General features: G+C 61.6%; 21 protein-coding genes. 20 read left to right on the plus strand and 1 reads right to left on the minus strand.

Features of this window, described 5'->3' with window-relative positions; translation table 11 throughout:
* Window positions 1–6: 6 nt before the first annotated feature.
* Complete coding sequence (locus BLV45_RS16725; RefSeq protein ID WP_090535075.1) at window positions 7–891, plus strand: branched-chain amino acid ABC transporter permease; 885 nt, start codon at window positions 7–9, stop codon at window positions 889–891.
* Window positions 891–1,862, plus strand: a complete 972-nt coding sequence (locus BLV45_RS16730) for a branched-chain amino acid ABC transporter permease (protein WP_176954195.1) — start codon at window positions 891–893, stop codon at window positions 1,860–1,862. The genes BLV45_RS16725 and BLV45_RS16730 overlap by 1 nt, the downstream gene beginning before the upstream one ends.
* Before the next feature lie 299 nt (window positions 1,863–2,161).
* On the opposite strand, the gene BLV45_RS27605 is transcribed toward BLV45_RS16730, so the two are convergent.
* Complete coding sequence (locus BLV45_RS27605) at window positions 2,162–2,515, minus strand: hypothetical protein (protein ID WP_176954183.1); 354 nt, start codon at window positions 2,513–2,515, stop codon at window positions 2,162–2,164.
* On the opposite strand from BLV45_RS27605, the gene BLV45_RS16735 reads away from it, so the two are divergent.
* From BLV45_RS16735 to atpD, 18 genes are all read left to right on the plus strand, one after another.
* Complete coding sequence (locus BLV45_RS16735; protein ID WP_090535077.1) at window positions 2,403–3,569, plus strand: ABC transporter substrate-binding protein; 1,167 nt, start codon at window positions 2,403–2,405, stop codon at window positions 3,567–3,569. The two genes, BLV45_RS27605 and BLV45_RS16735, sit on opposite strands and share 113 nt — an antisense overlap.
* 213 nt (window positions 3,570–3,782) lie before the next feature.
* Window positions 3,783–4,943 (plus strand): ABC transporter substrate-binding protein, encoded by a 1,161-nt coding sequence (locus BLV45_RS16740; protein WP_090535078.1) that lies wholly within the window; start codon window positions 3,783–3,785, stop codon window positions 4,941–4,943.
* A gap of 206 nt (window positions 4,944–5,149) precedes the next feature.
* Entirely contained in the window at window positions 5,150–6,205 is a 1,056-nt protein-coding gene (locus BLV45_RS16745) for a branched-chain amino acid ABC transporter permease (protein ID WP_090535079.1), read from the plus strand.
* A gap of 4 nt (window positions 6,206–6,209) precedes the next feature.
* Window positions 6,210–7,994, plus strand: a complete 1,785-nt coding sequence (locus tag BLV45_RS16750; RefSeq protein ID WP_090535080.1) for a branched-chain amino acid ABC transporter ATP-binding protein/permease — start codon at window positions 6,210–6,212, stop codon at window positions 7,992–7,994.
* Window positions 7,994–8,758, plus strand: a complete 765-nt coding sequence (locus tag BLV45_RS16755; protein ID WP_245753363.1) for an ABC transporter ATP-binding protein — start codon at window positions 7,994–7,996, stop codon at window positions 8,756–8,758. The genes BLV45_RS16750 and BLV45_RS16755 overlap by 1 nt, the downstream gene beginning before the upstream one ends.
* Window positions 8,759–8,930: 172 nt before the next feature.
* On the plus strand, window positions 8,931–10,889 hold the full coding sequence (gene mnmG, locus BLV45_RS16760; RefSeq protein WP_090535081.1) for a tRNA uridine-5-carboxymethylaminomethyl(34) synthesis enzyme MnmG: 1,959 nt from the start codon (window positions 8,931–8,933) through the stop codon (window positions 10,887–10,889).
* Window positions 10,886–11,575 (plus strand): 16S rRNA (guanine(527)-N(7))-methyltransferase RsmG, encoded by a 690-nt coding sequence (rsmG, locus tag BLV45_RS16765; protein ID WP_090535082.1) that lies wholly within the window; start codon window positions 10,886–10,888, stop codon window positions 11,573–11,575. Before mnmG ends, rsmG begins: the two co-directional genes overlap by 4 nt.
* Before the next feature lie 60 nt (window positions 11,576–11,635).
* Window positions 11,636–12,406: a ParA family protein gene (locus BLV45_RS16770; protein ID WP_090535083.1), complete on the plus strand. Its 771-nt coding sequence runs from the start codon at window positions 11,636–11,638 to the stop codon at window positions 12,404–12,406.
* 87 nt (window positions 12,407–12,493) lie between these two features.
* A complete protein-coding gene (locus tag BLV45_RS16775; protein WP_090535084.1) occupies window positions 12,494–13,384 on the plus strand; it encodes a ParB/RepB/Spo0J family partition protein in 891 nt (296 codons plus the stop codon).
* Between the two features lie 18 nt (window positions 13,385–13,402).
* Window positions 13,403–14,548 carry an SLC13 family permease gene (locus BLV45_RS16780; protein ID WP_407671025.1) on the plus strand — a complete coding sequence of 382 codons (1,146 nt, stop codon included), beginning with the start codon at window positions 13,403–13,405 and terminating at the stop codon, window positions 14,546–14,548.
* Window positions 14,549–14,829: 281 nt separating this feature from the next.
* Window positions 14,830–15,372, plus strand: coding sequence for an ATP synthase subunit I (locus BLV45_RS16785; RefSeq protein WP_090535086.1), 543 nt, complete (start codon window positions 14,830–14,832; stop codon window positions 15,370–15,372).
* Window positions 15,373–15,515: 143 nt separating this feature from the next.
* Window positions 15,516–16,367, plus strand: a complete 852-nt coding sequence (atpB, locus tag BLV45_RS16790; protein WP_090535291.1) for a F0F1 ATP synthase subunit A — start codon at window positions 15,516–15,518, stop codon at window positions 16,365–16,367.
* Window positions 16,368–16,449: 82 nt separating this feature from the next.
* Window positions 16,450–16,719, plus strand: a complete 270-nt coding sequence (gene atpE, locus BLV45_RS16795) for a F0F1 ATP synthase subunit C (RefSeq protein WP_007180033.1) — start codon at window positions 16,450–16,452, stop codon at window positions 16,717–16,719.
* Between the two features lie 136 nt (window positions 16,720–16,855).
* A complete protein-coding gene (locus tag BLV45_RS16800) occupies window positions 16,856–17,326 on the plus strand; it encodes a F0F1 ATP synthase subunit B (RefSeq protein WP_090535087.1) in 471 nt (156 codons plus the stop codon).
* A 2-nt stretch (window positions 17,327–17,328) separates the two neighbouring features.
* Window positions 17,329–17,868: a F0F1 ATP synthase subunit delta gene (locus tag BLV45_RS16805; protein ID WP_090535088.1), complete on the plus strand. Its 540-nt coding sequence runs from the start codon at window positions 17,329–17,331 to the stop codon at window positions 17,866–17,868.
* A gap of 58 nt (window positions 17,869–17,926) precedes the next feature.
* Window positions 17,927–19,468, plus strand: a complete 1,542-nt coding sequence (atpA, locus tag BLV45_RS16810; protein ID WP_090535089.1) for a F0F1 ATP synthase subunit alpha — start codon at window positions 17,927–17,929, stop codon at window positions 19,466–19,468.
* A gap of 136 nt (window positions 19,469–19,604) precedes the next feature.
* On the plus strand, window positions 19,605–20,495 hold the full coding sequence (gene atpG / locus BLV45_RS16815; protein ID WP_090535090.1) for a F0F1 ATP synthase subunit gamma: 891 nt from the start codon (window positions 19,605–19,607) through the stop codon (window positions 20,493–20,495).
* Between the two features lie 94 nt (window positions 20,496–20,589).
* A complete protein-coding gene (gene atpD / locus BLV45_RS16820) occupies window positions 20,590–21,984 on the plus strand; it encodes a F0F1 ATP synthase subunit beta (protein ID WP_074281813.1) in 1,395 nt (464 codons plus the stop codon).
* Window positions 21,985–22,021: the final 37 nt, after the last annotated feature.

Below are 22,021 nucleotides of genomic sequence, written 5' to 3' on the forward strand. Positions count from 1 at the left end.
GGTTTAATGGAAATCTTTGGCATTCCGCTTCCGGCGATGCTGAGCCAGTTGCTGCTCGGACTCGTGAACGGTTCGTTCTACGCGATCCTGAGCCTGGGTCTCGCCGTGATCTTTGGCCTTCTCAACGTGATCAACTTCGCGCACGGAGCATTGTTCATGCTCGGCGCCATGATCACGTGGATGGGCCTCGCCTATTTCGACCTTCCGTACTGGGCGATGCTGGTGGTCGCGCCGCTGGTGGTCGGGCTCTTTGGCATCGTGATCGAGCGCACGATGCTGCGCTGGCTGTATCGCCTCGATCATCTTTACGGCCTGCTGCTGACGTTCGGGCTCACGCTCGTCGTCGAAGGCGTGTTCCGTTCGATCTACGGATCGTCAGGCCAGCCTTACGACGTGCCGTCCGCGCTGTCCGGCGCGACCAATCTCGGCTTCATGTTCCTGCCGAACTATCGCGCGTGGGTCGTCGTCGCATCACTCGTCGTGTGCTTCGCCACGTGGTTCGTCATCGAGAAAACGCGTCTTGGCGCGTATCTGCGCGCCGGCACCGAGAATCCGAAGCTCGTCGAGGCGTTCGGCGTCAACGTGCCGCGCATGATCACGCTCACCTATGCGTTCGGCGTTGCGCTCGCGGCGTTTGCCGGCGTGCTGGCCGCGCCGGTCATTCAGGTCTCGCCGCTGATGGGGCAGCCGATGATCATCACGGTGTTCGCCGTCGTCGTGATCGGCGGGATGGGCTCGATCATGGGTTCGATCCTGACCGGCCTGATGCTCGGCGTGATCGAAGGGCTCACGCGGGTGTTCTATCCGGAAGCGTCGGCGACCGTCGTCTTCGTGATCATGGCGCTCGTGTTGCTGGTGCGTCCCGCGGGTCTTTTCGGCAAGGAAAAATGATGCAGAGAAAAGCGCTATACGGGCTACTGTTTGTCGCGCTGATCGCCGCGCCGTTCATCGGCGCCTATCCGCTGTTCGTGATGAAGGTGCTGTGCTTCGCGCTCTTCGCGGCCGCGTTCAACCTGCTGATCGGTTACACGGGGCTGCTGTCGTTCGGGCACGCGATGTTCCTCGCGTCGGCGGGCTACACGATGGGTTATGGCGTCCAGTCGCTCGGGTTTTCGCCGGAGCTGGGTCTCGTCGCGGGCACTGCGGTGGCGACGCTGCTCGGCCTGATCGTCGGGCTCTTCGCGATCCGCCGGCAGGGCATCTACTTCGCGATGGTGACGCTCGCGCTCGCGCAGATGGTCTACTTCGTGTTCCTGCAGGCGCCATTCACGCACGGTGAAGACGGCCTGCAAGGCGTGCCGCGCGGCAAGCTCTTCGGCATGCTGGATCTTTCGTCGGACCTTGCGCTGTATTACGTCGTGCTCGCGATCATGGTGCTGGCGTTCCTGCTGATCGTGCGGATCGTGCATTCGCCGTTCGGGCAGGTGCTGGTCGCGATCAAGGAGAACGAGCCGCGTGCGGTTTCGCTCGGCTACGACACGGATCGCTTCAAGCTGCTCGCGTTCGTGCTGTCCGCGGGGCTCGCGGGGCTTGCCGGGTCGCTGAAGGTGCTCGTGCTCGGCTTCGAGACGCTCGGCGACGCGTACTGGACCATGTCCGGTCTCGTGATCCTGATGACGCTCGTCGGCGGCATGGGCACGCTCTTCGGGCCGCTGCTCGGCGCGGCCCTGATTGTCGCGCTCGAGGACCGGCTGGGCGATATCGGCACCGCACTCGCGAACGCGACCGGCATCGACTGGTTCCGCTCGTTCGGCGAAGCGGTGACGATCGTCACCGGGGTGATCTTCATCGCATGCGTGCTGGCGTTCCGGCGCGGCATTGTCGGCGAGATCGTGGCGCGGGTGCGGCCACTGCGCGCATGAGCGATCGCGTGACAGCCGGAAATGATTCGGTATCCGATATAACCGGCGGCTTCGCGTTCGCGCGACAACGCGCCGAAACATCAACCGGACGCTATAAAACACGCCCCAAATGAGTGCTGCATTGCACCACTAGGGTAAATGCTAGTTGTCCCACGATTCGGGGTTGTTTAATCTTCACGCAGTTCTGAAGCACCGGCGACACGAAATTTGCAGGTGGAGAACGAGGAGACATGAGGCACAAAGTGCCCACACGAAAGCGCTGCTGGATTGATATCCAGCAGCGCTTTTTATTTGCCTTTTCAGTCATGCATCGGCTTTATTTCCGGTTTATCCCGCGCTGAATCCCCACAGCATTTCCTCACGTATTTCTCTTCCGCATTTTTCGCTGGATTATCAACGCCCTGAAGCTGCCAAAACGCTTGCAGCCGGGCGCGCGCGTCCGCTACACTCGCCATTCGCCGACCATGTGGTCGGTGTAAAAATTCTCGAATTATTGAATCGACGCCAATGCGCGCGGAGATGACGGGGTAGAGGAGCGGAATGAAGTCGGCAATGCGATGGATCAGCGCGACATGCGTCGCGGCGGCCGTGTTGGCAGCATGGAGCGGTGGGGCGTCGGCGCAGGTGAAAATTGGCGTGTCCCTGTCGGCCACGGGCCCGGCGGCTTCGCTGGGCATCCCGGAAAAGAACACGATCGCGTTGCTGCCGAAGGAAGTCGCCGGCCAGAAGGTCGAATACATCGTGCTGGACGACGCAACGGATTCCACGCTGGCGGTGAAGAATGCCCGCAAGCTCACGAGCGAAGACCATGTAGACGCGATCATCGGCTCGACTGTCGTGCCGAACTCGCTGGCCATGATCGACGTCGCGGCTGAAACTACCACGCCGATGATTTCGATGGCCGCCGCGGCCACGATCGTCGAACCGATGGATGCGAAGCGCGCGTGGGTCTACAAGACGCCGCAGAACGACATCCTGATGGCGACGGCGATCGCGCAGCACATGGCGAATCATGGCGTGAAGACCGTTGCCTTCATCGGCTTTTCGGACGGCTACGGCGAGAGCTGGTTCCGCGAATTCGCGAAGGCCGCGGATCTCGCGAAGATCAAGGTGGTCGCGAACGAACGCTTTGCGCGCAACGACGCCTCGGTGACCGGCCAGGTGCTGAAGATGATGTCGCAGAACCCGGACGCCGTGCTGATCGCCGGTGCGGGTACACCGGCTGCGCTGCCGCAAAAAACATTGAAGGAGCGCGGCTACAAGGGCAAGTTCTACCAGACGCACGGCGTCGCGAATAACGACTTCCTGCGCGTGTGCGGCAAGGATTGCGATGGCACGTATCTGCCGGCGGGTCCGCTGCTGGTGGCTGACCAGCTGCCTGATTCGAACCCCGTGAAGAAATCCGCGCTGACGTACAAACACGCGTATGAAGCCGCGTATGGCGCGGGTTCGGTGTCGACGTTCGGCGGCCATGCGTGGGACGCCGGCCTGCTCCTGCAACGCGCGATTCCGCTCGCGCTGAAGAAAGGGCAGCCCGGCACGCCGGCGTTCCGCGACGCGTTGCGCGCGGCGATCGAAAGCACGAAGGACATGCCGGCTTCACATGGCATCTTCAACATGAGCGCGAGCGATCACGCGGGCCTCGATCAGCGGGCGCGCGTGATGGTCGAGATCGTCGGCGGCAAGTGGAAGCTGGCCACCGACTGATCCAGGACGAGACAGCGCATTTGAACCCGGAAACAGGCACGTTCAGTCAGACGTGCCTTTTTTTCTGCGTACCGGTTGTGGCAGCGACGCAGAGGCGTTTTATCCCGAACAGGGAAAACCATGCTATTCACGCCCGAAGCCGAAAACTAGATTCAGAAACCGGCGTAGAAGCCGGATCAAACAACAGGCAACGCACAGCGTTTGGAGACAGCAATGAAAACAACAGGCAACTGGGTACGCGCAAGCCTCGCAGCGGCGCTCGTATGCGGCGCGACCGCCGCGTCGGCACAGGTGAAGATCGGCGTGACGTTATCGGCGACCGGGCCGGCTGCGTCGCTCGGCATTCCGGAGAAGAACACGATCGCGCTGTTGCCGAAGGAGATCGGCGGCAAGAGCGTGCAGTACATCGTGCTCGACGACGCATCCGATACGAGTCGCGCGGTGCAGAACACGCACAAGCTGATCGACGAAGATCACGTCGACGCGATCATTGGCTCGACGGTCACGCCGAATTCGCTGGCGATGCTCGACGTGGTGTCGCAAGGCAAGACGCCGATGATCTCGATGGCCGCATCGGCCGCGATCATCGCGCCGATGGACGCGAAGCGCATGTGGGCGTTCAAGACGCCGCAGAACGACGGCCTGATGGCCGACGCGATCGCCGGATACATGGAAAAGCATGGCGTGAAGACCGTGGGCTTCATCGGCTTCTCGGATGCGTACGGCGAGAACTGGTACACGGTGTTCAGCGCGTCGGCCGCCGCGCATCACCTGAAGGTGGTGTCGAACGAACGCTATAACCGCACGGACGCTTCCGTGACAGGCCAGGTGCTGAAACTGCTCAGCTCGAACCCGGACGCCATCCTGATCGCCGGCTCGGGCACGCCGGCCGCGTTGCCCGCGAAGACGCTGAAGGAGCGCGGCTACAAGGGCAAGATCTACCAGACGCACGGCGTGGCCAATAACGACTTCCTGCGCGTGTGCGGCAAGGACTGCGAAGGCGAACTGCTGCCCGCCGGCCCGGTTCTCGTGACCGAGCAGCTGCCGGACTCGAACCCGGTGAAGAAGTCGTCCGAAGCGTACAAGGTCGCCTATGAGAAGGCCTACGGCGCGGGCACGCTCTCCACGTTCGGCGGTCACGCGTGGGATGCAGGCCAGATGCTGCAGCGCGCGATCCCCGAAGCGCTGAAGAAAGGGCAACCGGGCACGGAAGCGTTCCGCGAGGCATTGCGTGCATCGCTTGAGAACCTGAAGGACCTGCCGGTCGCGCACGGCATCATGAACACCACGACGACCGACCACAACGGCTTCGACGACCGCGCACGCGTGATGGTCGAAATCGTCGACGGCAAGTGGAAACTCCAGAACGACTAAAAAGTACGCGCTTCTCGCATACGGTGTGGCGGCGCCGCCGCGCCGGCATTCTGTTCGATGAAAATGGCGACGACCGCCGCGCCTTACCCGGGCGCGGCGGTCGCGTTTCCGTGCAGGGATGACGAACTCATTCCGACGACAAAGGTGCCCGCTGGTTCACGCCTCGGCCCCGGTTTCAATTTCGACTTCGACGTTTCAGAGGAAGTATGGATCTATCTATAGCGGCGATCCTTGCCCAGGACGGGATCACCACGGGCGCAATCTATGCGTTGCTCGCACTTGCGCTGGTGCTGGTGTTCTCGGTGACGCGGGTGATCTTCATTCCGCAGGGCGAGTTCGTCTCATATGGCGCGCTGACGCTCGCCGCCATCCAGACGCAGAAGTTTCCGGCCACCTGCTGGCTGTTGATCGCGATGGGCGCGGCGTGCTTCGTCGTCGAGACGGCCGGGCTCGTGCGGCATCCTGAGCGGCGGCGCCACGCGGCCCGCACGCTCGTGACGCTGGCGGGCAAATATCTGCTGTTCCCGATTGCCGTCTATGCGGTGACGCGCGGCCTCTTCATGCAGCCGCTGCCGATGGTCGTGCAGATCGCGCTGACGCTGCTGATCGTGATTCCGATGGGACCGTTCGTGTACCGGCTCGCGTATGAACCAATCGCGGAAGCGACCACGCTGCTGCTGCTGATCGTCGCGGTCGCCGTGCATTTCGCGATGGTCGGGGTTGGTCTCGTGATGTTCGGCGCGGAGGGCTCGCGCACGACGGCTTTCTCCGACGCCACGTTCAACGTCGGCAGCATGACGATCTCCGGGCAGAGCCTGTGGGTCATCGGCACCGCCGTCGTGCTGATCGCGGCGCTGTACCTGTACTTCGACCGCTCGATCTCGGGCAAGGCGCTGCGCGCGACGTCGGTGAACCGCGTCGGCGCGCGCCTCGTCGGCATCGGCACGACGCAGGCGGGGCGGCTCGCGTTCACGCTTGCCGCGGGCCTCGGCGCGCTGTGCGGCATCCTCGTGGCGCCGCTCACGACCATCTACTACGACTCGGGCTTCCTGATCGGCCTGAAGGGGTTCGTGGGGGCGATCATCGGCGGTCTCGTCAGCTACCCGCTGGCGGCCGCCGGATCGATCCTCGTGGGCGTGCTGGAGTCCTACTCGTCGTTCTGGGCGAGTGCCTACAAAGAAGTGATCGTGTTCACGCTGATCATCCCGGTGCTGCTGTGGCGAAGTTTCGTGAGCCCGCACGCGGAAGAGGACGAGGAGTGACACGATGAAACGGATCATGCAAAACAGGTTCTTCTGGCTGTTCCTCGTGGTGATGTTCGCGCTGCCGGTGTTGCCGCAGCCGATCCGGGTGCCCGAGTACTGGGTCACGCTGCTCAACTACATCGGACTGTATTCGATTGTCGCGATCGGGCTCGTGCTGCTGACGGGCATCGGCGGGATGACGAGCTTCGGGCAGGCCGCGTTCGTCGGCGTGGGCGCGTATTCGACGGCGTATCTGACGACGCAGTTCGGCGTGTCGCCGTGGCTCGCGCTGATCGTCGGCGTCGTGCTGACGGCGCTGATCGCGCTCGTGCTGGGCGCGGTGACGATGCGCCTGTCCGGCCACTTCCTGCCGCTCGGGACGATCGCGTGGGGGCTCGCGCTGTTCTTCCTCTTCGGCAACATGGAGATGCTCGGCAAATACGACGGCATTAACGGCATTCCGGTGCTCAACGTATTCGGTATCCAGCTGGAGTCGGGGCGGCACATCTATTACCTGATCTGGGTTGTCGTGCTCGCGGCGGTGATCTCTGTTCAGAATCTGCTTAATAGCCGGCCGGGACGCGCAATCCGGGCACTTCGCGGCGGTGGCTCGATGGCCGAGGCAATGGGCGTGAATACAGCGTGGATGCGCGTCGTGATCTTCGTCTACGCGGCGGTTCTCGCTTCTGTTTCGGGCTTCCTCTATGCCCATCTGCAGCGCGCGGTGAACCCGACGCCGTTTGGCCTGAACCACGGCATCGAGTTTCTGTTCATGGCGGTCGTGGGCGGCGTTTCGCACGTGTGGGGCGCCGTGCTGGGCGCGGCTATCCTGACGCTCCTGCAGGATTACCTCCAGACCTGGCTGCCGAAGCTGCTTGGCGAAAGCGGCAATTTCGAAGTGATTGTCTTCGGCATCCTGATGGTGCTGTTGTTGCAATACGCGCGTCAGGGCGTCTGGCCGTTCGTCGCGCGGTTCTTTCCGGGTGGCCCAAGCGCCCACGTGCCCGATCACGCTGAACCTTTGCCGCAGCGCAGCAAGCCGACGGCTGGCGAGACGCTGCTCTCGGTCGTGAAGGCGCGCAAGCAGTTCGGCGGGCTGGTTGCGGTGAACGATGTCAGCTTTGAAGTAAAGGCCGGCCAGATCATCGGTTTGATCGGTCCGAACGGTGCCGGCAAATCGACGACGTTCAATCTGGTGACCGGTGTGTTGCAGGCGACGAGCGGTGAGATTGCGTTCCGCGGCGAGCGGATCGATTCGCTGACTTCACGTGAAATCGTCAAACGCGGTATCGGCCGGACGTTCCAGCACGTCAAGCTGCTGCCCGGTATGACGGTGCTGGAGAACGTTGCGATTGGCGCGCATCTGCGCGGCCACGCGGGTGTCTGGCGTAGCGTCGCGAAACTCAACGGAGCGGAAGAAGGCCGCCTGATGGCGGAGGCTGCACGGCAGATTCGTCGCGTCGGCCTCGAGCAGCATATGTACGACGAAGCCGGCAGCCTGGCGCTGGGGCAGCAACGGATTCTGGAAATCGCGCGTGCGCTGTGCTGTGATCCGACGCTCCTGCTACTGGATGAACCTGCTGCCGGGCTTCGGTATCAGGAAAAGCAGCAACTGGCTGTGCTGCTGAAAAAGCTCAAGGAAGAGGGCATGAGCGTGCTGCTGGTCGAGCACGACATGGATTTTGTGATGAATCTGACTGATCGGCTGGTGGTGATGGAATTCGGTACCCGAATCGCGGAAGGCTTGCCGCAGGATGTGCAGAAGGATCCGGCCGTGCTCGAAGCCTATCTCGGCGGGGTGGAATGATGACGATGCAACCTGATTCCAGCGCGCCGATTCTTGACGTTGCAGGCTTGTCCGTTCGCTACGGTAAGGTCGAGGCGCTGCACAAAGCGGCGATCAAGGTTCGGTCCGGCCAGATCGTGTCGGTGATCGGGCCGAACGGCGCAGGCAAGTCGACGCTGCTCAACGCGATCATGGGTGCTTTGCCGGTGAGCGGGCATGCGAAGGGCGCGATCGCCTTCAGGGGCGAGGACGTCAGCGCCGTACCTGTCGAAAAACGGGTTGAACGGGGCATGTGTCTGGTCCCGGAAAAGCGAGAGCTGTTTTCCACGATGACGGTCGAGGACAATCTCGTGCTCGGCGCATATCGCCGCAAGCGGGCCGGAGAGCGCGATTTTCTCGATCAGCTCGAACCGGTGTTTCAGTTGTTTCCGCGGTTGAAGGAGCGGCGCAAACAGGCCTCGGGCACGTTGTCGGGCGGCGAGCGGCAGATGCTGGCGGTCGGTCGGGCATTGATGGGCAAGCCCGATCTGTTGATGCTCGACGAGCCGAGCCTCGGGCTTGCGCCGCTCATCGTGAAAGAGATTTTTCATATCATTAGTGCGTTGCGGCAGACGGGTGTTGCCACGTTGCTGATCGAGCAAAATGCCCGCGCGGCGCTGCAGATATCGGACTACGGCTACGTTCTTGAAACTGGCGAACTGGTGCTCGAGGGTGCCGCCGCGGATCTGGCGCAGAATCCTCGCGTCATTGAGACGTATCTGGGGCTGACCAAAAAGGTCGCTTAACCGCGGCGTTGCTTGCCCGATTGCGGTTAAAGGCGGTGTGTTTCACGTGAAACACACCGCTTTTTTATCGTTGGCCGAACGGACGAAATTCGGGCCAAAAGCGAACCCGTTATAATTCGCCCATACATTTCCTTTGAAAGGTTCACGCGACGTATCCGGCGTGAGATCCACGATGCTTTTCCCCTCAGAATTTGACGTTATCGTCGTCGGTGGCGGTCATGCCGGCACCGAAGCCGCTTTGGCGTCCGCGCGCATGGGCGCGAAAACGCTGCTACTGACGCACAACATCGAGACCCTCGGGCAGATGAGCTGCAATCCGTCGATTGGCGGCATTGGCAAAGGCCATCTGGTCAAAGAAATCGACGCGCTTGGCGGCGCGATGGCCGCGGCCACGGATGAAGGCGGCATTCAGTTCCGTATCCTCAACTCGTCCAAGGGCCCCGCCGTGCGGGCGACGCGCGCGCAGGCGGATCGGCTGCTGTACAAGCAGGCGATCCGGCATCGTCTGGAGAATCAGCCGAATCTGTGGCTGTTCCAGCAGGCAGTCGACGATCTGATGGTGGAGGGCAATCGTGTCGTGGGCGCGGTGACGCAGGTCGGAATCCGCTTCCGTTCGCGGGCCGTCGTGCTGACGGCCGGGACGTTCCTCGACGGCAAGATCCACGTTGGGTTGAACAATTACACCGGCGGCCGCGCGGGGGATCCCGCCGCGGTGTCGCTATCGGCGCGCCTCAAGGAGTTGAAGCTGCCGCAGGGGCGCCTCAAAACCGGTACGCCGCCGCGCATTGACGGTCGCACAATCGATTTTTCGGTGCTCGAAGAGCAACCGGGCGATCTGGATCCAGTACCGGTGTTTTCGTTTCTCGGGCGCGTTGAACAACATCCGCGCCAGGTTCCGTGCTGGGTCACGCATACCAACGAGCGCACCCATGACATTATTCGCAGCGGCCTCGACCGCTCGCCGATGTACACGGGCGTGATCGAAGGCGTCGGGCCGCGTTATTGTCCGTCGATTGAAGACAAGATTCACCGGTTCGCATCCAAGGAATCGCACCAGATCTTTCTGGAACCAGAAGGGCTGACGACGAACGAGTTCTATCCAAACGGTATCTCGACCAGCCTTCCGTTTGATGTACAGCTGGAACTGGTTCGCTCGATGCGCGGGCTGGAGCATGCGCACATCCTGCGTCCAGGCTATGCGATCGAGTACGACTATTTCGATCCGCGTGGCCTGAAGGCATCGCTGGAAACCAAGGTGATCGACGGTTTGTTCTTCGCCGGGCAGATCAATGGTACGACCGGCTACGAAGAGGCGGCTGCACAGGGTCTGCTTGCAGGTGTCAATGCCGGCTTGCAGGTTCAGGGCAGGGAAGCGTGGTGTCCGCGCCGGGATCAGGCATACCTTGGCGTTCTTGTCGACGATCTGGTGACGCGTGGCGTGTCCGAGCCGTACCGTATGTTCACGAGTCGCGCCGAATATCGCCTCAGCCTGCGCGAAGACAACGCGGATATGCGTCTGACCGAAATGGGTCGCGAGATTGGCGTGGTGGATGACGTCCGGTGGGACGCATTCAATCGCAAGCGCGACGCTGTTTCACGTGAAACAGAGCGCCTGCGCACAACCTGGGTCAATCCTAAGACGTTATCGGTCGAAGAGGCCACGGCGCTACTCGGAAAGCCAATCGACCACGAATACAGTCTGGCCGACCTGCTGCGCCGACCAGGCGTGAGTTATGACGGTATTTGCGGCCTGCTAGACGGTACATGCGGTCCGACCGAAATCCTGGCTGACGATGCCGTCCTGCTCACGCAAATCAAGGAGCAGATCGAAATCGGCGTGAAGTATCAGGGCTATATCGAGCGTCAGGCAGACGAAATCGAACGTAACGAAGCCCACGAAAGCACGCGACTTCCCGAAGGGTTGGACTACGCGGAAGTTCGCGGCCTGTCGTTCGAAGCACGCCAAAAGCTGACGCAGTTCCGCCCAGAGACGATCGGCCAGGCATCGCGGATTTCCGGCATCACGCCTGCTGCAATCTCACTGCTCATGGTGCATCTGAAGCGAGGCCTCGGCCGTCGGTCTTCAAAGGTCGCGGACAACGGCGCCGACAGCAAGCCGGTGATCCAATGACGGCAGGGCAGAGGAGCGCCAGCATAGCGGGTAGCCGGGAATCGCTGTCGACGTTGTTGCATGAAGGCGTGGGCGAACTCGGTCTCGATTTGAGCGAGTCTCAACTCGGCAAGCTGCTTGATTACGTCGCGCTGCTGGCAAAGTGGAACGCGGTGTACAACCTGACCGCCATCCGCGATCCCAGGCAGATGCTGATCCAGCACATTCTCGATTCGCTATCGATCGTGCCGCATCTCGCGTCGCGCGGAGCGTCGTCGGTACTCGACGTGGGTTCCGGTGGCGGGCTTCCCGGTATCGTGCTCGCCATCGTCCTGCCGGACTGGACCGTCACGCTGAACGACATCGTTCACAAGAAGACCGCGTTCCAGTCGCAGGCCAAGGCTGAACTGGGGCTCGCCAATCTGTCGGTGGTGACGGGCCGTGTTGAAACCTTGCGGCCGGGCGTCGAAGTGCCGGCTAAATTCGATGTAATCGTCTCGCGTGCGTTCGCAGAGCTCTCGGATTTCGTTACACTGGCCCGTCATCTCGTCGCGGAGCGCGGTGCGATCTGGGCGATGAAGGGTATTCGACCTGACGGCGAGATCGAGCGGTTGCCGCAAGGCTCACATGTACAGCAAATTATCCGGCTCAAGGTGCCATCGCTCGACGCGGAGCGGCATCTGATCGAAGTCACGATCGATACCTGATCGGCGCCGGATCGACCCAACACCAATCATTTAAAAGCAGCAAAAAGGGACACACCAACGATGGCAAAAATCTTCTGCGTTGCGAACCAGAAGGGCGGCGTCGGGAAGACGACGACAGCAGTCAATCTCGCCGCGAGCCTCGCATCGCAGGGACAGCGGGTCCTGCTCATCGATCTGGATCCGCAGGGCAATGCCACGATGGGTAGCGGCGTCGACAAGGCCGCGTGTGAAAACACCGTCTACGAAGTGCTGGTCGACGGCGTGACCGTCGCGGATGCGCGCGTCAAGCCCGAAGGCGTTTCGTATGATGTATTACCGGCCAACCGCGAGCTCGCGGGCGCCGAGGTCGAACTGGTCAGCGTCAACAATCGCGAGCGCCAGTTGAAGGACGCCCTCGCAGTCGTCGCGGAAGATTACGACTTTGTGCTGATCGACTGTCCGCCGGCGCTCTCGCTGCTGACGCTCAACGGCCTGTGCGCGGCACATGGCGTCGTAATCCCGATGCAGTGCGAATACTTCGCGCTGGAGGGGCTTTCTGACCTCGTGGCGACGATCAAACAGGTGCATGCGAACCTGAACCGAGACCTCAAGGTAATCGGCCTGCTGCGCGTCATGTTCGATCCTCGCATCACGCTGCAGCAGCAGGTTTCCGACCAGTTGAAAGCGCATTTCGGCGACAAGGTATTCGACGTGGTGATCCCGCGCAACGTCCGTCTGGCCGAAGCGCCGAGCTACGGTTTGCCGGGCGTGGTTTTCGACCGGGCGTCGCGCGGCGCGCAGGCTTACGTCCAGTTCGGCGCGGAAATGATTGAACGGGTTCGCGCGCTGTAACGCGCGGCGACGGAGCCCGGCGTGAAGAACAGGGTGGCCAGCAAGGCGACCCTCAAGACAGCACTCAAGGCGGATCGAGGAAGCACGATGAACGCAGTAGCAAGAAAGAAGGGATTGGGCCGTGGACTCGAGGCGCTGCTCGGCGGCAGCACGGACATCACCGAGGCGGTGAAGATCGACGGCGCGCCCAACGTGTTACCGCTCGGCAAGTTACAGGCCGGCAGGTACCAGCCGCGCACGCGGATGGACGAGGGCGCGCTGCAGGAACTGGCCGCCAGCATCCGTACACAGGGCGTGATGCAGCCGATCCTGGTGCGTCCGGTGTCCGCGGATATGTACGAGATCATCGCGGGCGAGCGTCGTTTCCGTGCGGCGCGTCTGGCCGGGCTCGACGAAGTGCCGGTGCTCGTGAAGGACGTGCCCGATCAGACCGCCGCCGCCATGGCGCTGATCGAGAACATCCAGCGCGAAGACCTGAATCCGCTTGAAGAAGCACAGGGCATCCAGCGCCTGCTCGACGAATTCCACTTCACGCATGAGCAGGCTGCGGAATCCGTGGGACGCTCGCGTAGCGCCGTGTCGAACCTGCTACGTCTGCTGAATCTGGCGTCGCCCGTTCAGACGATGCTGCTCGCGGGCGATCTCGACATGGGGCACGCGCGTGCGCTGCTCGCCGTCGACGCCGCGACGCAGATCACGCTTGCAAACCAGGTGGTCAACAAGCGCATGTCGGTTCGCGAGACCGAAAAGCTCGTGACCGCCACGACCAAAGCTGCGCCGGCTGTGAAAGCACGTGTGGGTCACGACGGCGGACGCGATACCCGGCGCCTCGAGGAAGAACTTTCCGACCTGCTGGCCGCGACGGTGAAGATCAAGCTCGGCCGGCGTGGGCGAGGGCAGGTGCTCGTCGATTTCGGCGACCTCGACGCACTGGAAGGCATTCTCGCGCGACTGCGCGGTACCACGACCACCGCCTGAGCACGCGCGATCGTGCCCGTGGCAGAACGCACGCCAAAGGCGTCCCGAAGCATCATCCGTGAAGTGTTTGCGTTCGCGACGAAAGAACCGGTTCTGTCGGTTCTCGTCGTCGCGCTGATCGTTCTTCAGTGGCTGCATCCGCGACCATGGGCTTCGTTGCCGGCGCTCATCGACTGGCAGACCGTGCTGACGCTCGCTGGACTCCTGATATTGACGAAGGCCGTCGAATTATCAGGATTCCTGCTCTGGATGGCGCACCGCGTCGTGCATCGCATTCATTCGGAGCGCGGCCTTGCGTTTCTGGTGGTCGGTCTTGCCGCCGCGCTTTCCACACTGCTCACGAATGACGTCGCGTTGTTCGTCGTCGTCCCGCTTGCATTGTCGTTGCACAAGCTGACGCCGCTGCCGCTCAAACGGCTCGTGATTTTTATCGCGCTGGCGGTCAATGCCGGTTCTATCCTGACGCCGTTTGGCAACCCGCAGAACCTGTTTCTCTGGCAGACAAGCGGTGTGTCGTTCGGCGCGTTCGTACTGGCGTTGACGCCGCTTTGCGTCGCGTTGATGGTTGTGCTGTATCTGCTGGCCGCTGTCTTTTTCCGCGACAAGGCGCTCGATTTCTCGAAGGACACCGAGCCGCATCCGGTAGATCGGCCCCTCGTGAGCGTCGCGGCCGTGCTGTTCGTCGCTTTCGTGCTGCTGGCGGACGCGCATCACGCCGCTATCGGCCTCGCGGGCATCGGGCTGGGCTTCCTGCTGTGGCGTCCCAGGGTCGTGTTGCAGATCGACTGGGCGCTGCTGCTGATCTTCGTGTTCATGTTCATCGTGCTGCGCAGCGTCGCCGCGCTACCGTGGATACGCGAGATGATCGGCCGCTTCGATATCGGCGGTTCGCCGCTGCATGCGTACGCCGCCGGCGCAATCCTGTCACAGGGCATCAGCAACGTGCCGGCCGCGATCATGCTCGCCGAATTCACGAAAGACTGGCGCGCGCTGGCGTTCGGTGTCAGCGTCGGCGGCTTTGGCATCGCGATCGGATCGCTCGCCAATCTGATTGCCGTGCGTCTTTCAAACGAGCGCGGAATGTGGCTGCAATTTCACCTTTTCTCGATCCCGTTCTGGATCGTCGGCGGAGCAATCGGCGCGGGCCTTCTGTTGCATTTATGAGACGGCTGCCAGAGCGTTCTGGCGGGCGCTGGAGCGTCGTATCCGACCGTTCCGGACACCTCTGGTCCGGGGGCACCCCGGCCGCCTTACAGTTGTCGTGTCTCCCGCAGTAGACAGCCATTTCCCGCATGATGAAGGCGCGTTTCATGCAGGTTATTGGTCGACGTAAAGTCTTGAATTGCCTGCAACTATCGCTTACAATCGCCCGGATTTATTTGCCAGGCAACCCCGTAAGCGGTGCGTAAGCTCGCGGGCTGAACAAGACTTTACGGAACACTGCGATGGCGGCTCAATCGTCGGATCAGGCGCCCCACGAAGGGCACGACGAACACCGCGCAACGCATGCCGCATCCGGGTCTTCGGGGCAGCACGCAACGCATGACGAAGCGTGGGATGTTGAGCAGCAAGATAACAATATCGTTCCGCTTACGCGGACTGAAGCTGAGAAGCTGTTTGGTCCGGACGTGAGTCGTCCATCGCGCGTCACGCCTTTCCGGGTTGTGATGGCGCAAATGGTTTTGTCCCTGGGAGCAACGCTGCTGTGGTGGCTGTTTTACAAGCCGCCGGGCGATGCTGCGCTGTCTGCATTCCTGGGGGGAGCGATCTGCTGGGTGCCGAGTGCGATTTTCGCGGCACGTTTGAGAACATTGAGCGGCGCCGAAACGTCCATGAGCTGGATGATCGGCGAGGCGCTCAAGATGGGGGCGACGATTGCGATGTTCGTGGCTATCGCGTTCTGGTATCACGACGTACGCTGGATTCCGCTGCTCGTGACTTACCTGGTCGCTCTCAAGACGTACTGGATCGCGCTTGCCTGGCGGTGAGGCACTGAACACACGGCTGGCGCACGGCGTCAGCAACAGGCAGGCGGGTTCGACACGAATCCGCGCCGGCGTGTTCCCGCAACATGGCGTTGCGCCGGGAACAGCCTGGAAAGATTTTCGACAATTTGGGTGGCATTAACGATATGGCAGCTAGCGAAGGCACGCGCGCTCTGGATCCGTCCGAGTACATCGCGCACCACTTGCAGAACTTTTCCACCGCGCACCAGACGTCGATTTTCGACATTCACGTCTGGAATCTGGACACCCTGTTCTGGTCGATCGTCTGCGGTCTGGCTACGATCCTGATCCTGCATTTCGCCGCCCGCAAGGCGACGTCCGGCGTGCCCGGCCGTTTTCAGTGCGCGATCGAAATGCTGGTCGAGATGGTCGAGGATCAATCGAAATCGATGATTCACGGCTCGCGCACGTTCATTGCGCCGCTCGCGCTGACCGTGTTCGTCTGGGTCGCGCTGATGAACTCGCTCGACTTCCTCCCCGTCGACCTGCCGGGCCGCGTGATCGGCTGGCTGGGCCTTTCGGAAGTCATTCCGCACCATCGCATCGTCCCGACCGCCGACCTGAACGGCACGCTCGGCATCGCGCTCGGCGTGTTCGCGCTGATGATTTACTACAACTTCAAGATCAAGGGCGCCGGCGGTTTCGTGCATGAACTGCTGTCCGCGCCGTTCGGTGCGCATCCGCTGCTGTGGATTCCCAACCTTGCACTGAACATCATCGAGTTCGTCGCGAAAACGGTTTCGCTCGGCATGCGGCTGTTCGGCAACATGTACGCCGGCGAGCTGCTGTTCCTGCTGATCGCCCTGCTCGGCAGCATGTGGGGTTTCGGCGCGGACGCCTCGGTACTCGGCTTCATCGGCCACGTGATCGCAGGTACGGTGTGGTCGATCTTCCACATTCTGATCGTTCTGCTTCAGGCGTTCATTTTCATGATGCTGACGCTGGTGTACATCGGCCAGGCTCACGACACCCACTAACGTGGCGCGTCGATTAAAAGAATTGCTTTAGTTTTGTTTCATTAAATCCCAGTTCCAAAAGACTTTTCACAAAGGAGTGATCATGCAAGCTTTCATCGCCAACATCCAGGGTCTGACCGCCATCGGTATCGGCATCATCATCGGCCTGGGTGCAATCGGCGCCTGTATCGGTATCGGCCTGATGGGCGGCAAGTACATCGAAGCATGTGCCCGCCAGCCGGAACTGATGAACCCGCTGCAAACCAAGATGTTCCTGCTGGCTGGTCTGATCGATGCGGCGTTCCTGATTGGCGTTGGTGTGGCAATGCTGTTTGCGTTCGCGAACCCGCTGCTGTCGAAGCTGGCAGGCTGAGGTTCCTCGGAAGTTTGCGCCTGATCTATAACGGATAGGGCGCAGGGCGGAACGGGTACCTGGGCGCTGATCGGACGAAAGTCGATGAGCGCCTTACCGTTTCAATTTCCGACATCGCAACGTTTAAGGAAACACCGTGAATCTCAACGCAACCCTGTTTGCGCAAATGGTCGTGTTCCTGATCCTCGCGTGGTTCACGATGAAGTTCGTGTGGCCGCCGTTGATCAACGCCCTCGACGAGCGCTCCAAGAAGATTGCCGACGGTCTGTCTGCTGCCGAAAAGGGCAAGGCTGAACTCGAAGCCGCGCACAAGCGCGTCGACCAGGAACTGGCACAGGCACGCAACGATGGTCAGCAACGTATCGCTGACGCAGAAAAGCGCGCAGTATCAGTCGCAGACGAAATCAAGGCACAGGCACAGGCAGAAGCTGCCCGCATCATCGCGCAGGCCAAGGCTGACGCTGAACAGCAAGTCGTGAAGGCCCGTGAAACACTGCGTGGCGAAGTCGCCGCACTGGCTGTGAAGGGCGCCGAACAGATCCTGAAGCGCGAAGTCGACCAGGCAGCTCACGCTGACCTGCTGAATCAACTGAAAGCCGAGCTCTGATCATGGCCGAACTTGCAACCATCGCCCGCCCGTACGCAGAAGCGCTGTTTGGCGTGGCCGAAGCTGGTGACACCGCCGCCTGGTCCACGCTCGTGCAGGAGCTGGCACAGGTTGCGCGTCTGCCCGAAGTGCTGTCGGTCGCCACGAGCCCGAAAGTAAGCCGCGCGCAGGTCAGCGAACTGCTGCTGTCCGCGGTGAAGTCGCCGCTGAAGGACAACGCGCAGGCGAAGAATCTGGTGCAGATGCTGGTCGACAATCATCGTCTGACGCTGCTGCCGGAAATCGCCACGCAGTTCGAAGCGCTGAAGAACGCCCGTGAAGGGGCGGCCGATGTGCTGATCGTCAGCGCATTTCCGCTCGAAGGCGCGCAGTTGAACGACCTCGTCGCAAGTCTCGAACGCAAGTTCAAGCGCAAACTGAAGCCGGCGGTTGAAACCGACGCGTCGCTGATCGGCGGCGTGCGCGTGACGGTCGGCGACGAAGTGCTCGATACCTCGGTCCGCGCGCGGCTTGCCAGCATGCAGACGGCTCTGACGGCCTGAAGCGCGTAACGCGCTTGAGCGGCTGGCACGCAACAGAATTGACTATCAGGAGCGAATAATGCAACTCAATCCCTCTGAGATCAGCGAGCTGATCAAGAGCCGGATCCAGGGCCTTGAAGCGAGCGCAGACGTTCGCAACCAGGGCACCGTGATCTCCGTGACCGACGGTATCGTGCGTATTCACGGCCTGTCGGAAGTGATGCAGGGCGAAATGCTCGAATTCCCGGGCAACACCTTCGGTCTCGCGCTAAACCTCGAGCGCGACTCGGTCGGCGCCGTGATTCTGGGTGAATACGAACACATTTCGGAAGGCGACATCGTCAAGACGACGGGCCGCATTCTCGAAGTGCCGGTCGGTCCGGAACTGCTCGGCCGCGTGGTCGACGCACTCGGCAACCCGATCGACGGCAAGGGCCCGATCAACGCAAAGAAGACCGACGCAATCGAAAAGATTGCTCCGGGCGTGATCTGGCGTAAGTCGGTTTCGGAGCCGGTCCAAACGGGTCTGAAGTCGATCGACGCGATGGTGCCGGTTGGCCGTGGCCAGCGTGAGCTGATCATCGGCGACCGCCAGTGCGGCAAGACCGCAGTCGCTGTCGACGCGATCATCAACCAGAAGGGTAAGAACCTTTTCTGTATCTACGTCGCGATCGGCCAGAAGGCTTCGTCGATCATGAACGTGGTGCGCAAGCTCGAAGAAACCGGCGCGATGGAATACACCATCGTCGTGGCCGCTTCGGCTTCGGAATCGGCTGCGATGCAGTACCTCGCACCGTACGCCGGCTGCACGATGGGCGAATACTTCCGCGACCGCGGTCAGGACGCGCTGATCGTCTATGACGACTTGACCAAGCAGGCATGGGCATATCGTCAGATCTCGCTGCTGCTGCGCCGCCCGCCGGGCCGCGAAGCTTATCCGGGTGACGTGTTCTATCTGCACTCGCGTCTGCTGGAACGTGCTGCTCGCGTGTCGGAAGACTACGTCGAGAAGTTCACGAACGGCGAAGTGAAGGGCAAGAGCGGTTCGCTGACGGCACTGCCGGTCATCGAAACGCAGGCAGGCGACGTGACCGCATTCGTTCCGACGAACGTGATTTCGATTACCGACGGTCAGATCTTCCTCGAAACCGACCTTTTCAACGCAGGTATCCGTCCGGCCATTAACGCTGGCGTGTCGGTGTCGCGCGTCGGTGGTGCGGCTCAGACGAAGGTCGTGAAGAAGCTGTCGGGCGGTATCCGTACCGACCTCGCGCAGTACCGTGAACTCGCTGCGTTCGCGCAGTTTGCATCGGACCTCGACGAAGCCACCCGCAAGCAGCTGGAGCGCGGCCGCCGCGTGACGGAACTGCTGAAGCAGCCGCAATATCAGCCGCTGCAGGTGTGGGAACTGGCTATCGCGCTGTTCGCCGCGAACAACGGCTACCTCGACGACCTGGAAGTTGCGCAAGTGCTGCCGTTCGAAAAGGGCCTGCGCGAATACCTGAAGACGAAGCACGCTGACCTGATCAAGCGCATCGAAGACACCAAGGAACTCTCGAAGGACGACGAAGGCCTGCTGCACACGGCCCTCAAAGACTTCAAGAAGTCCGGCGCTTACTGATCCGCGGACCCGCAAGGCATAAACGGACCTTGAGGCGGCGCGGGCCGCAGGCAACTGAACCCGCGCTGCTTCGATCGCTTTGCATGGGACCCGGGTAAGCGCTGAAGCGCTAATTCGGGCCGACAAGGAGCAAGTAATGGCTGGAATGAAGGAAATTCGCGGCAAGATCAAGAGCGTGCAAAACACGCGCAAGATCACGAAAGCGATGGAGATGGTGGCCGCATCGAAGATGCGCCGCGCTCAGGAGCGCATGCGCGCTGCTCGCCCGTACGCCGACAAGGTCCGCGACATCGCTGCGCACATGAGCCGTGCGAACCCGGAATATCGTCACCCGTTCATGGTGTCGAATGACGGTGCGAAGACGGCGGGCATCATCCTTGTCACGACCGACAAGGGCTTGTGCGGTGGTATGAACACGAACGTGCTGCGCGCTTCGCTCCAGAAGTTCAAGGATCTGGAAGCCGCCGGCAAGTCGGTCGAAGCAACGGCGATCGGTACCAAGGGTCTTGGTTTCCTGAACCGTCTGCGTGCGAACGTGGTGTCGAATGTCGTCCATCTGGGCGACACGCCGCACCTTGAAAAGCTGATCGGCGCGGTGAAGGTGCAGCTCGACCTGTACTCGGAAGGCAAGATTTCGGCGGTGTACCTCGCGTACACGCGCTTCATCAACACGATGAAGCAGGAGCCGGTGATCGAGCAACTGCTGCCGCTGTCGGCGGAAGACTTCGAGCGCAAGGACGAGAACGGCGAAAGCGCCACGCCGAAGACTTCGTGGGACTACATCTACGAGCCGGACGCGCAGGCAGTGGTGGACGAACTGCTGGTGCGTTATGTCGAAGCGCTGGTCTATCAGGCCGTCGCGGAAAACATGGCGTCGGAGCAGTCGGCACGGATGGTCGCCATGAAGGCCGCTTCGGACAACGCGAAGACGGTCATCAACGAACTGCAGCTTGTGTACAACAAGAGCCGTCAGGCAGCGATCACGAAAGAACTGTCGGAAATCGTCGGTGGCGCCGCTGCGGTTTGACCGTCATGGTCAACGCGGGCAGGCGCCTCACGGCGAGCCCCATCGAAACTGCGCCTTTGCGCGAGTGAAGAATTGAGTATCTAAAGGAAAAGCGATGAGTACTACTGCTTTGGTAGAAGGCAAGATCGTACAGTGCATCGGCGCGGTGATCGACGTGGAATTCCCGCGTTCGGACATGCCGAAGATTTACGACGCGCTCATTCTCGAAGGTTCGGAACTGACCCTCGAAGTCCAGCAGCAGCTGGGCGACGGCGTCGTCCGCACCATCTGTCTGGGTGCATCGGACGGTCTGCGTCGCGGCACGACGGTGAAGAACACCGGCAAGCCGATCAGCGTGCCGGTCGGCAAGCCGACCCTCGGCCGGATCATGGACGTGCTGGGCCGCCCGATCGACGAAGCCGGCCCGATCAATTCGGACGTGGTTCGCGGTATTCACCAGAAGGCGCCGGCGTTCGACGAACTGTCGCCTTCGACGGAACTGCTCGAAACCGGCATCAAGGTTATCGACCTGATCTGCCCGTTCGCCAAGGGCGGCAAGGTGGGCCTGTTCGGTGGCGCCGGTGTGGGCAAGACCGTGAACATGATGGAACTGATCAACAACATCGCGAAGGAACACGGTGGTTACTCCGTGTTCGCGGGTGTTGGCGAGCGTACCCGCGAAGGGAACGACTTCTATCACGAAATGAAGGACTCGAACGTTCTCGACAAGGTCGCGCTGGTGTACGGCCAGATGAACGAGCCGCCGGGCAACCGTCTGCGCGTTGCGCTGACCGGCCTGACGATGGCGGAGCACTTCCGTGACGAAGGCCTCGACGTGCTGTTCTTCGTCGACAACATCTACCGTTTCACGCTGGCAGGCACGGAAGTGTCGGCACTGCTCGGCCGTATGCCGTCGGCAGTGGGCTATCAGCCTACTCTCGCTGAAGAAATGGGCAAGCTGCAAGAGCGTATTACGTCGACCAAGACCGGCTCGATCACGTCGGTGCAGGCCGTGTACGTCCCTGCGGATGACTTGACCGACCCGTCGCCGGCTACGACCTTCGGCCACCTTGACGCAACCGTCGTGCTGTCGCGTGACATCGCTTCGCTGGGTATCTACCCGGCAGTGGACCCGCTCGATTCGACCTCGCGTCAGATCGACCCGAACGTGATCGGCGAAGAGCACTACGCGATCACGCGCGGCGTGCAGCAAACGCTGCAGCGCTACAAGGAACTGCGCGACATTATCGCGATTCTGGGCATGGACGAACTGGCGCCGGAAGACAAGCTTGCCGTGGCGCGCGCTCGCAAGATCCAGCGTTTCCTGTCGCAGCCGTTCCACGTCGCTGAAGTGTTCACGGGCTCGCCGGGCAAGTACGTGCCGCTGAAGGAAACGATCCGCGGCTTCAAGATGATCGTCGAAGGTGAGTGCGATCATCTGCCGGAGCAGGCGTTCTACATGGTCGGCACGATCGACGAAGCCTTCGAAAAGGCCAAGAAGATCCAGTAAGGCTTGAGTGCAGGCAACGAGGCGCGGGTTTTGCGGG

Source organism: Paraburkholderia sartisoli, assembly GCF_900107685.1.
Lineage (GTDB): Bacteria > Pseudomonadota > Gammaproteobacteria > Burkholderiales > Burkholderiaceae > Paraburkholderia > Paraburkholderia sartisoli.